7 protein-coding genes are annotated in these 11882 nt (G+C 42.7%); all 7 read left to right on the forward strand.

Annotated elements, in window-relative coordinates; translation table 11 throughout:
- Nucleotides 1-78: 78 nt before the first annotated feature.
- The 7 genes from QWZ17_RS19910 (at nt 79) to QWZ17_RS19940 (ending at nt 11843) form a co-directional block, all read left to right on the forward strand.
- Nucleotides 79-1152, forward strand: a complete 1074-nt coding sequence (locus QWZ17_RS19910; RefSeq protein WP_290307057.1) for an aldose epimerase family protein — start codon at nt 79-81, stop codon at nt 1150-1152.
- 122 nt (nt 1153-1274) lie between these two features.
- Entirely contained in the window at nt 1275-2585 is a 1311-nt protein-coding gene (locus QWZ17_RS19915; protein WP_290307058.1) for a DUF3472 domain-containing protein, read from the forward strand.
- Between the two features lie 39 nt (nt 2586-2624).
- The gene (locus QWZ17_RS19920) at nt 2625-3977 is read left to right on the forward strand and encodes a Gfo/Idh/MocA family protein (RefSeq protein ID WP_290307059.1); all 1353 of its coding nucleotides are present in this window, start codon (nt 2625-2627) and stop codon (nt 3975-3977) included.
- Nucleotides 3978-4553: 576 nt separating this feature from the next.
- Complete coding sequence (locus QWZ17_RS19925) at nt 4554-7616, forward strand: SusC/RagA family TonB-linked outer membrane protein (protein WP_290307060.1); 3063 nt, start codon at nt 4554-4556, stop codon at nt 7614-7616.
- Between the two features lie 42 nt (nt 7617-7658).
- Nucleotides 7659-9179 carry a RagB/SusD family nutrient uptake outer membrane protein gene (locus QWZ17_RS19930; protein ID WP_290307061.1) on the forward strand — a complete coding sequence of 507 codons (1521 nt, stop codon included), beginning with the start codon at nt 7659-7661 and terminating at the stop codon, nt 9177-9179.
- Between the two features lie 228 nt (nt 9180-9407).
- Nucleotides 9408-10817 carry an aryl-sulfate sulfotransferase gene (locus tag QWZ17_RS19935; protein WP_290307062.1) on the forward strand — a complete coding sequence of 470 codons (1410 nt, stop codon included), beginning with the start codon at nt 9408-9410 and terminating at the stop codon, nt 10815-10817.
- Nucleotides 10818-10820: 3 nt separating this feature from the next.
- On the forward strand, nt 10821-11843 hold the full coding sequence (locus QWZ17_RS19940; protein ID WP_290307063.1) for a c-type cytochrome: 1023 nt from the start codon (nt 10821-10823) through the stop codon (nt 11841-11843).
- The last annotated feature ends 39 nt before the right edge of the window (nt 11844-11882 follow it).

Raw genomic sequence — 11882 nt, forward strand, 5'->3', positions numbered from 1 at the left:
GGGCTTAATAGCTACTTTCATAACGGCAACAAAACTTTGCCACAATTTATTAAATTAAAACCTCAATAAGCCTTAAATATGAATGCCAATACTATTACAGTGAAAAACTGGGGCGAAGCAGACGGAAAAGATATTTTGCTTTACCAGCTTTGTAACGCAAACGGAATGATGGTTTGCATAACCAATTACGGTGCATCTATACAGGCCATCACCACGGCCGATAAGGATGGTAATATGGCCGATGTTGTTTTGGGGTACGATGATGTGGAAGGCTACATTAATGATCCATATTTTACCGGTGCCATTGTGGGCCGGTTTGCAAACCGTATTGATGGCGGCCTGGTGACGCTGGATGGCGAACAATATCAGTTAACTATAAAGCCAGGTGGTTTTCATCATCACGGTGGGGCGATTGGGTTTAATAAAAAAATATGGTCGGCAAAGCATTTTGCGCAGGATGGTAAAACAGGGGTAACGCTGGTGTATGTTAGTCTGGATGGCGAAGAAGGCTTCCCGGGAGAACTGACTACTACGGTTACTTATACCTTGAATAACAAAAATCAATTGATTGTTGATTTTAAGGCAATCACCACTAAAACAACCCTGGTTAACTTAACTCAGCATGCCTACTTTAATTTATCGGGGCAGGCTGGTAGCTCCATTTTGGGCCATGAATTGATGATGCCCCTGCAAAGTTATTTACCCGTAAGCGCGAAGCAAGTGCCAATAGGTGAGCTTGCACCGGTTGACGGAACTCCTTTTGATTTCAGGCAAGCCACACGGATTGGCGAACGGATAGAAAACCAAGATGAACAGCTAATTTTAAGCAGAGGGTATGACCATTCCTTTGTAATCAAAGCCGAAGATTTTGAGGGCTTGCTGATGGCCGCCAGCGTAACCGAGCCGGTAAGCGGCAGGGTAATGAATGTATATACTACCGAGCCGTCGGTCCATTTATACACCGGCAATTTTATTGAAAATAACTCGCCGGGTAAAAACGGCGCTCAGTATATGCACCGCAGCGGCTTTTGTTTAGAAACACAACATTATCCTGATGCGCCAAACCACGAGCATTTTCCATCAACGGTGTTAAAACCCGGAGCGGTTTTTAAAAGCAAAACCATTTTTGAGTTTACAACAAACGCCATTTAAGGGATAAAAATGACCAGTTTTCAAACGTTTGCGTTAAATTGAATCGCCCTTTTTTCGCTAAAGCGCTTAATTGCTAATACATTTATAAAACCAAACAAATTCGCTACACCTAAAACTCAAGCATGAAAAAAGTAATCAATATTTATATACCGGTTATATGTGTGTTACTTTTTAGTAACGCGGCAGGGGCTAAAACGCGGGCATCTGCCGATACTACCCTGCGCAAAATTATCCCGGTGGGTGGTAACGCCTGGACAAGCGCGCCGGCCATAATTACCGACGAGGGCCTTACTCATTGGACAAGCGCTGCATCGGTAAGCACTATTTACTTTAGGGTTTCGGTAAAGCAACCCATTCAGTTGTTTTTAAGATTGAGGGTACATCAGGGCGAAAGTACCATCAGGGTGACGTTTGGTAACAAAATTATCGACAAAAAAATAAACAATACAGTATTTGATACCATCGCCATTGGTAAAATAAATGTGGCGCGGCCGGGCCACGTTAAGGTAAACCTGCAGGGCATTGCCAAAGCGGGCGATGTATATGCTGATGTAACCGACGTAATTATTAAAACCAATAAAGCTGATAATGATATGGCCTACGTAAAGCAGGGCAGTTCGTTTTATTTCGGCAAAAGAGGTCCTTCTGTACATTTAAGGTTTGATGTTCCGCGGAATGTTCAGGGAAAGGTAAAATGGTTTTACAACGAGATTCATGTACCTAAAGGAGGCGATATTTTAGGTTCATATTTTATGGCCGATGGTTTTGGGCAGGGTTACTTTGGTATGCAGGTAAACTCGCCTACCGAAAGGAGGGTGCTGTTTTCAGTATGGAGCCCGTATGATACGCAAGATCCTAAAAGCATCCCCGAAAATATGCGCATCAAGCCTTTACTCCGTGGAGAAGGCGTACACATTGGTGAATTTGGTGATGAGGGTTCAGGTGGTCAAAGCTATATGAACTACCCCTGGGTTGCCGGCCAAAGCTACGCCTTTTTGTTAAAAGCAGAACCAGATGCGGCCACAAATTCAACCACTTTTACGGCATGGTTTAAAGATGTAAGCGCCAATAAATGGATGCTGATAGCCAGCTTTAACCGCCCAAAAGTAGCCACCTATTTAAGCGATTTATATTCGTTTGTTGAAAATTTTGACCCCGATTATGGTGATAAGACCCGTAAAGCATTTTTCACCAACCAGTGGATAGCTGATACAGATAACAACTGGATTGAACTGACTAAAGCCATGTATACCGGCGATGCTACCGCGAACGCCAACTACAGGAAAGATTATGCCGGTGGCGCGGACGCGACGGATTTTTATTTGAAAAACGGCGGCTTTTTTGACAACTATAAGCCTTTACGCACCATTATAGACAGAAAGCCACTTGGTGTAAAACCCGTTATCGATTTTGATAAGTTACCCTTAAAATAAACCATAGGCATATAATTGCCGCCAATCATAAAAACATATATGGAAAGAAGAGAATTTATAAAAAACGGCGCTATTGCAGCCGCGGGGTTTAGTATTTTGCCAACGGGTAGCCTTTTTGCATCGGCCCAGGCCAAAGTAAGGTTGGGTTACATTGGTGTAGGTGCCCGCGGTATGAGCCATATTGCCGAAGGTTTGCTGCGCGATGATGTAGAGGTTGTAGCTATTTGCGATACACAGGAACATTCGTTGAAGATTTGCCGGGAATACATCGCCAAAAAAGGTCATGCCCCGGTAAAAGAATACACCGGCGGATTGGATGCCTATAAAAAGCTGTTAGATCATAAAGATATCGACGCCGTAATTATCGCTACTCCGTGGCAGTTTCACCATCCGCAGGCTATTGATGCCATGAAGGCCGGTAAATACGTAGGCTGCGAAGTTATTGCGGGCCTCACGGTAGAAGATCACTGGGATATTGTACACACGTCTGAAAAAACGGGCATGCCTTACATGACCCTGGAGAATGTTTGTTATCGCCGGGACGTAATGGCCGCGCTTAATATGGCAAGGCAGGACCTTTTTGGTGAAATTATTCACCTTGAAGGCGGCTATCAGCATAATTTAAGAGGAGTGTTGTTTAACGATGGTAAAGGTAGCTATGGCAACACAGGTGTTGAGTTTGGTGCTAAGGCTTTAAGTGAAGCACAATGGCGCACCCAGTTTAATATTGATGTGGATGGTGATATTTACCCTACTCACGGTGCCGGGCCATGTATGCATTATGCCAATATCAATGCCGGTAACCGTTTTACCAACCTTGTATCATTTAGCTCGAAGGCACGTGGTTTGGGGGCTTACATTGAAGAACTATCGCCCGGTCACCCGAATGCTAAGATCAATTATAAGAACGGTGATGTAACCACCACCATGATTAACTGCGCAAACGGCGAAACAGTAATACTGAGCCATGATACGCATTTGCCGCGCCCATATTCCCTGGGTTTTAGGGTGCAAGGCACCAAAGGCCTGTGGATGGATGTGAACAAAAGCGTTTACATCGACCATAAATCAAAAGAGGACGACTCCTGGGAGCCGGCACAGCAATGGTTTGATAAATACGACCATCCGTTATGGAAAAAATACGAAAAACTTGCTCAGGGCGACGGTCATGGCGGGATGGATTGGTTTGTGTTTAATGCTTTCATTGAATCGGTAAAGCAAAAGAAACAAACACCAATTGACGTATATGATTCTGTTACCATGAGCGTGATCACGCCGCTATCAACCCAATCGCTTAAAAAAGGCAATGCCTCAATTGAGTTTCCTGATTTTACCAAAGGTAAATGGAGGGATAGGAAGAATGCTTTTGCTTTAGACGATAGCGGGTTTTAATACTCCATTAATCTAATATTGAGCCCTGTGTAGCAATTGTTGCACAGGGCTTGTTGTTTTTATGTACCTCTGCTCTCGCTGCTGCCGCGAGTTTAGCGCAGCGTAACTCGTGGCTTGCATAATTTAAGTTTCCAACTTTAATTATGTAAAAGCCGGAATTTAGGCCCATTTATCAGCTACATCCCGGCAACTGAAAGCTGCAACCATGGCATCCAACGAACTGAAAGCTCGCGGGAGTACAATGTTTACATATTGTGCCAACTCACTTTCTAATACCCTGTAAATCAAAAAAATCAGCCATCACCTAAAAACGCGCAGAATCTTCTGATTATCCATGTTAACAGGCTGTTAAATCATCTGTAAGTAGCATCAAACCACCCGGTTTGGGTGAGTATTAAAAGCGCAAAATGTTATTTATCAAACGTTTGCGTGATGTTAGTTTACCCTTAAGCAAACGTTTGCGCTGTGTAAAAACAAGCTTTTTTAAGGTTGTATATCTAACTTCCAATATTCGAAACAAGCACAGAACTAACAAAAATCTAACAATTAATTAATTGGTACTAAAACAAGAAATGTATGATTAAAGTTTACTCACACCTCGACCCAGGTTTCAGAAGTACTTCAAAAAAGGGAGGATTTGGCAATTCTCTTTTTAAGGTGGCTTGCTGTTTCCTGTTTTTATTGTTGCCTGCACTGGCAAGCGCGCAAACAATAGTAACCGGTACCGTAAAGGATAAAGACGGGGCAATTATTGGCGCTACGGTAACAGAAAAAGGCATCAAAAATACAACCTCGACAGATTTGAACGGCAAATTCAAACTTACGCTTAAAGGTAATGCCCATGTATTGGTTGTATCATATATAGGATATAAACCACAGGAAGTTAACGTTACAGGCAGCGAAGTAGCCATAGTTTTACAGGAAGACCTTAACAAGCTAAACGAAGTAGTAGTAGTAGGTTACGGTTCTGTTAAAAAAGGCGACCTTACCGGCTCTGTAAGTTCTATTAAAAGCGATAACCTTACGCTTGGTGGTACTACCACCAATATCGGCCAGGCCATACAAGGTAAAGCGGCCGGTGTACAGGTGCAGCAATCAAGCTTTGCACCAGGCTCTGGTATTAATATCACTGTAAGGGGTGGTAACTCTATCAATACTTCTACATCGCCATTATATGTGGTTGATGGTTTTATCAGTGATAATGGTAACCAGGTGAATCCTAACGACGTGGAAGATATCCAGGTTTTGAAAGATGCATCGGCCACGGCCATTTACGGTGCAAGGGGCGGTAATGGCGTAGTTTTAATCACTACCAAAAAAGGTAAAAATGGTACTGTTTCACTTGATGCGGATATATCTGGCGGTACGCAGTACTTAACTTATAAACCGGGTTTGCTAACAGGTCAGCAATATACCGATATCCAAAATGCCACGGCAATTGAAGACGGCAAACCGCAACCGTTCCCAACCAGCTTTGTACCCGCCAATACCAATTGGTTAAAACTGGCAACTCAGAATGCTACAGTACAAAATCGTAGTGTTAGCTTAAGCGGCGGCGATCAAAACTCAAAAATTTACGCGTCTGGTAATTATATTAAACAGGTAGGTGTTTTACAACATACCGGTTATGAAAGATATACTGCAAGAATAGGGGCCGAAAAAACATTGAATGAGAATTTAAAACTGAGCGCTAATTTTTATGGTGCAAGTTCAAACTCAACCCTGCAATCGTACAGTGGCGATATTACCGCGCCATTGTTTAGCTTGTTAACAGCACCACCAAACTATGCGCCTTACAACGCCGATGGCACTTATAATTACTACGTTATACAAGGTACCAAGAGCAATGCGTTGGCAGGTTTATTAGAACCTACTAATAATAGCGGTACCAAATTGGTAAACGCCAACATCGGTTTAGATTATAAACTGGTAAAAGGCTTAACCTACCATCTTACAGCAGGTAGCGAGTATAGCCAAAATACTGCCGGGCAATATTTGCCTACAACAACTATCGCCGGTGCAAAACAGGGCGGTGTTGCGAGTGAGCAAAACTCATCGGCTTTTAGGTGGATAGTTGAAAATTATTTTACCTATAAGTTTAACATCAATAAAGATCACGACTTTACCGTTTTATTGGGTAATTCAAACCAAAAAGATGTTACCGATGGATTGAGTGCCAGCGCTAAAGGCTTTTCAACAGACGCGTTCCTGTACTACAATTTAGGAGCGGGCTCGTTAACCAACGGGTATGGCAGCAGTAAAACAGAAGCTTTGCTAACCTCATACTATACCAGGCTTAACTACGCTTACAAAGATAAGCTGCTGGCATCTTTTTCATACAGGGATGACAGGTCTTCAAATTTTGGTTCAAAAAAACGTTCGGGCTTTTTCCCGGCGGGTGCAGTAGCTTATAAATTTACCGATGAGGATTTTATTAAAAATCTTAACACCTTTTCAAACTTAAAACTAAGGGTAAGTTATGGTGTTACCGGTAACGACCGTATTCCGGCCAGCTTGTACCTTTCAACCTTTGGCCCTTATAACACAGTGATCAATGGCAGCGGACAGTTACAACCAGGCATCGAACCTAAAACTTTGGCTAATCCTAACCTTAAATGGGAAAGCACCGCGCAGTTTGATGCCGGTTTAGATATGGGCTTTGCAAACGGGCGCATTAATACCAGCATTGACTTTTACAGCAAAAAAACCACCGACTTGTTGATCCAGATTCCGATAGGTCAGGAGTGGGGCTTTAGCAGCCAGTATGTAAATGGTGGCTCTATCCAAAACAAGGGTATTGAGCTATCGGTAAACACCACCAATGTTCGTACAAAAGATTTTTCATGGAACAGTAATGTAACTTTTGCTTTTAACAAACAAAAACCTTTGGATTTAGGTCCGGGTGTAAGCGTTATCAGCTCAAATACAGCTAACCCAAGCGGTACCGTATCGGCACAGGAATTTGCAAGAGTGGTACCAGGCATTGAATTAGGCGAACTTTACGGTTACGTTTACGAAGGTGTTATTAAAACCGGCGAAACTTATGGCCCGCAACCAAAATCAAAACCAGGCGATCCAAAATATAAGGATGTTAATGGCGATGGCGTAATTACTCCGGCCGACCGTACTTACCTCGGTAATTCAAATCCGCATTACATGGCTGGCTTCGGTAATGATTTTCATTACAAAGGCATTGATCTGGGCATCTTTTTCCAGGGAGCGTTTGATTATTACCTGTATAACATGAACGCCATGGTATTGGAATCAACAACCGGTGTTGCTGCGTTAAACAGGTTTGTAGCCGGTAAAAACGAAAATACATCTATACCCCGCGAAGGTTATTATTTAAGTACCTACGGCAGCTATGTAAACTCGCGCTTTGTTGAAAATGCTTCGTATGTGCGCCTAAAATCGCTAACGTTGGCTTATAACTTCCCGTCGGCATTGTTTCAGCATATGAAAATTATCCAGGGTATAAGGATATATGGCGAAGCGCAAAACCTGTTTACTATTACCGGTTATAAAGGAACCGACCCAGAGGTAAACGTTCACTCGGGCGCAACCAGCGGCGGTTTGGACTTTAACTCTTTCCCGGCATTTAAAACGGTAACATTCGGTATTAAAGTTTCTGTTCATTAATGATAATAATCCATTTTACGGATCAACATAAAGATAATTCAAATGAAAAAACATTATATAATTCTCCTGGCAGCAGCGGTGTTCGGCACTTTTTCCTGCAATAAATCCAGCCTGGAGCCAAAGATCTATAGCAGTTTAACCAGCCAAAACGCGTTTTTAACCAAATCAGACGCTATTGCGGCAGTTAACGCGGTTTATGCCCGTTTAAAAGGACCGGCTGTTGGCGATAATTTTGACTATTGGACCGTGCGACACTTCGCACTTACAGATTTAACTACCGATGTTGGCCATTGCAGTTACACCGGCGACCCTGGTCAGCTTTCACTGGTTCAATGGAACTCTGCTAACGGATTGATAGGTGAAGATTACAGGCAGATTTACAAATTGGTTGCTAATGCTAACAATGCCATCTATAACATTTCGGCAATGACATCTATCAGCGCGGCTCAAAAAAGCCAGTTCCTGGCCGAAATGAAATTTTTGCGTGCCATCGCCTATTCTGATTTAACAGATTCATGGGGCCCGGTAATTTTAAATACAGAAAAGGATATTGCTAACCCTGATTATAAGGCTAAAACAGCACCATCGCCTATTGCCGATGTTGATGCCATGATGATTGCCGATTTACAAAATGCCATCACTGTATTGCCAATAGATTACAGCAAAAGCGACATTTATACTACCAATGATGTTGGCCGTGCCACCAAAGGGGCCGCCATGTTTTTGTTAGCAAAAATATACCTGCGTGAGCACCAATGGCAAAAAGCCGCCGATTTAACTAAGCAGGTAATGGATTTAAACATTTACCAGCTTTATCCAAGCTATGCCGGCTTATTTAAAGAGGCTAATACCTGGTGTTCTGAAAATATCTTTTCGGTATTGAGCGACGCTAATGTGAATGGTACTGAGTTATTGAATCACTTTGGTCCGTTGAGCCATCCGGTACTTACCGATAGATGGCAGTACTACGCCGTAACCTGGGATTTTTATAACAGTTATGGGGATGAAGATGACCGTAAAAAAATGTTTTTTACCCAGTACGATGGTGTTGATGGTTTAACCCATAAACAAGCGCCTACACAGGGTGCTACCGCGCCGGCTGGTGTTTTATATATGCCGGATGTGGCTACCATGAAGTATGCTGATCCAAATGGAGCTAATACGTATTACGATGGGCACAGTGTTGATATTTTACGCTATGCCGATGTGCTATTAAGCAGGGCAGAGGCACTGAACGAATTAGGTGGCCCAACTGCAGAGGCTGTTGCATTGGTAAACATGGTAAAAGCCCGTTCACATGCCAAACAATTGGTAGCATCGGCACTTACCCAATCTACCTTCCGCGACGCGCTGTTACAGGAACGTGGCTGGGAGTTATATTATGAGGGCAAAAGACGGGCCGATTTAAAAAGATTTGGCAAATATGATGTTGTTGTAAATGGCTACCTAAAACGTACCGGCCAAACGCAAACCGTACAATTGCCGCGCGATGAGTTTTTCCCTTACCCGCTTAGCCAAACTCAAATTAATCCTAATTTGAGCAACGCGGGCAGGCAACAATAAGCTTTTTTTGATTGATTGAGTTGTTTTTAGCGATGGGTTTAGGCCCATCGCTATTTTTGGGAAAGAAAGGTATTTCCTGGCAAATGAAGGTCATCCCGAACTTGTTTCGGGAACCCATAAGACAGGTAGCCTACATGAAGCACATCCGGCAAGTGGGGTGCCGAAACAAGTTCGGCATGACATTAAAAGTAAAACGACGGATAGATTAAGATTTACAACGAGTTAAAAATGAGATATTATTATAGTTATTTTATAACGTTGATTACAGCCGTTGTATTAGCAGGCTGCAGCGGCCCGGTAGCGGTCAAGGAAATTCATTTAGGCTTGCATAAAAATAATGATCTGAAGATTGAGATTAATGTTACCACCACCGAAAAGGCCGATGTTTATGCCGAGTATTGGGCTGATAGCAGCGCAAATACAAAATATATTTCTGTAGTATCTAAAGATGCAGATGCTCATTCACTTGTGTTATGCAATATCACCCCAAATACTTCCTACTCTTATAATATTGTAACGGTTACCGGTGGTAAAAAAACGGTAAGTAAGATCTACACTTTTAAATCGCACGAGCTACCGCTGTTTTTGCAAGATCAGTTTAATGCTAAAACAGCAGATAAAGCCATATTACCGGCTGTTTTTAAAGATGGTTTAATGCTTATCAATAAACGGTACGCCCCTGGTGTTGCCTACCTGGTTGACTATAAGGGTCGCATCAGGTGGTATCATATGATTGACAGGTTGGGCTTTAAGGTAATCAATTTTACAAAAGATAACACGTTGCTATCCATCCTTGGGCGTAACGATGAACCTACCAGCTATGGCAGCGAGATATTAGAAATTAATTTGGCAGGCGATACTTTACTGCACCTAAAAAAGGGTGATGGTGATTTTAAACAAACCATCCATCACGAAATTTCGAAAAATAATAAAGGTCAATTGGTAACACTATTTGTTGATCAAAAAATAATGGATTTAACTTCAGTTGGTGGCGGTAAAAAAGATACTGTTAATGGCGATGGCATCCTGGTGATGGATAAAACCGGTAAAGAAATTTATAGATGGAGCGTGTTTAATGTGCTCGATCCGTTAAAAGATCCGCATCTACTTAAAACAAAAAAAGACTGGATGCATGCCAACAGCCTTAACTATGATACTGACGGTAACTACCTCATGTCGTTTTACAACAACGGCCAGATTTGGAAAATTAACGCTGCTACGGGCAAAGTAATCTACAAATTTGGCAAAGGCGGCGACATTACTCTGCCTGCCGAATGTAATTTTACCCAGGCTCATGCCGCGCACATCAATCAGCATGGCGACCTTATGTTTTTTGATAACGGTGTTGAAAAGCACCAAAGTGGTGTATTTGCCATGAAAATAAATGAAGCGGCTAAAAGCGCTGCAATAGACATGCACTTTCAACTCCCCAAGCAAATTTTTAACGGCCGTATGGGTAGCGCTTATTTAATTAACGATACTACAACACTGGTTTGCTGTTCCAAAAGGCACATCATTGTACTGGCCAATAATAAAGGCGTTTTGCAGTGGACGATGGAAACCTCCGTGCCAACTTACCGTGCCGGTTTTATCAGGTACGCCCAGCTCAATCCTTATTTAAAACCCTTAGCTAATTAACGGATGAAAAAGACATATACTTATATATTTTTCCTGTTCGGGATATTGATACTTGCCAATGCCACGCAGTTACTTACCTCCTGCAACGCAGGTAAAGCAGAAGGAGCAGCAACAGATTCATTAGCTACCCATGCGGATAGTGTGGTTAATGTAGATACCACCAAAATGCCCGGTGGCAAATATGGCGCGGCTGTTAAATACGGTCGCGAGTTGATGCTGCACACGGCGTATTATATTGGCCCCGAAGGGATCAACGGCCATTATACCGGTAATAAAATGAATTGTACCAATTGCCACCGTGATGCAGGTACAAGGCCCTACGCTTTTAACCTGGTAAGATCATTTAAAGATTATCCGCAATACCGCGCCCGTGAAGGCCGGATATTATCCTTAGCCGAGCGCATTAATAATTGCGTGATGCGGCCTAATTTAGGAAGACCGTTACCTTTGGATGGTAAGGAGATGATCTCGATTATGGCTTACCTGAAGTTTTTGAGCGATTCTACCCAAATCAGCGAGAAAACAAAAGGACTTAAAAATATGGCAGTAGAACTGCCGGATCATGCTGCTTCGCCGGAGAATGGCGAAAAGCTGTATGCCACCCATTGCCAGCGCTGTCATGCGGCCAACGGCGAAGGCAAAATGAGGTTTGATAAAGTAACCTACGAATATCCACCGGTATGGGGTTTATTGGCTTACAGACCAGGCTCAAGCATGCACCGGGTGGTTAAATTGGCACAGTGGCTAAAAAGTAATATGCCTTACGATAAAACAACACCGGGCAAACCATTTCTTACCGATGCGGAGGCTTTGGATATAGCAGCTTTTGTAAATGATGATAAGATCCATCAGCGCCCTGCCGCCAAAACAACCAAAGAAGAGGATTACCCCAATCACGAAGAAAAAGCGATAGATTATGATAAAGGCCCTTTTAAAGATCCTTTCTCAGAGCAACAACATAAATATGGCCCATACAAACCCATTATTGATTACTGGGAAGGGAAAGGGATAACGCCGACGATTTAGGCATAATGATGCGTTTCAAGCTGATGTATTTGAATAGAA

This window comes from Mucilaginibacter flavus, assembly GCF_030409315.1.
GTDB lineage: Bacteria > Bacteroidota > Bacteroidia > Sphingobacteriales > Sphingobacteriaceae > Mucilaginibacter > Mucilaginibacter flavus.

Coding starts and splice junctions, on each gene's coding strand:
- QWZ17_RS19910 (WP_290307057.1), top strand. CDS start 79: ATGAATGCCAATACTATTACAGTGAAAAACTGGGGCGAAGCAGACGGA.
- QWZ17_RS19915 (WP_290307058.1), top strand. CDS start 1,275: ATGAAAAAAGTAATCAATATTTATATACCGGTTATATGTGTGTTACTT.
- QWZ17_RS19920 (WP_290307059.1), top strand. CDS start 2,625: ATGGAAAGAAGAGAATTTATAAAAAACGGCGCTATTGCAGCCGCGGGG.
- QWZ17_RS19925 (WP_290307060.1), top strand. CDS start 4,554: ATGATTAAAGTTTACTCACACCTCGACCCAGGTTTCAGAAGTACTTCA.
- QWZ17_RS19930 (WP_290307061.1), top strand. CDS start 7,659: ATGAAAAAACATTATATAATTCTCCTGGCAGCAGCGGTGTTCGGCACT.
- QWZ17_RS19935 (WP_290307062.1), top strand. CDS start 9,408: ATGAGATATTATTATAGTTATTTTATAACGTTGATTACAGCCGTTGTA.
- QWZ17_RS19940 (WP_290307063.1), top strand. CDS start 10,821: ATGAAAAAGACATATACTTATATATTTTTCCTGTTCGGGATATTGATA.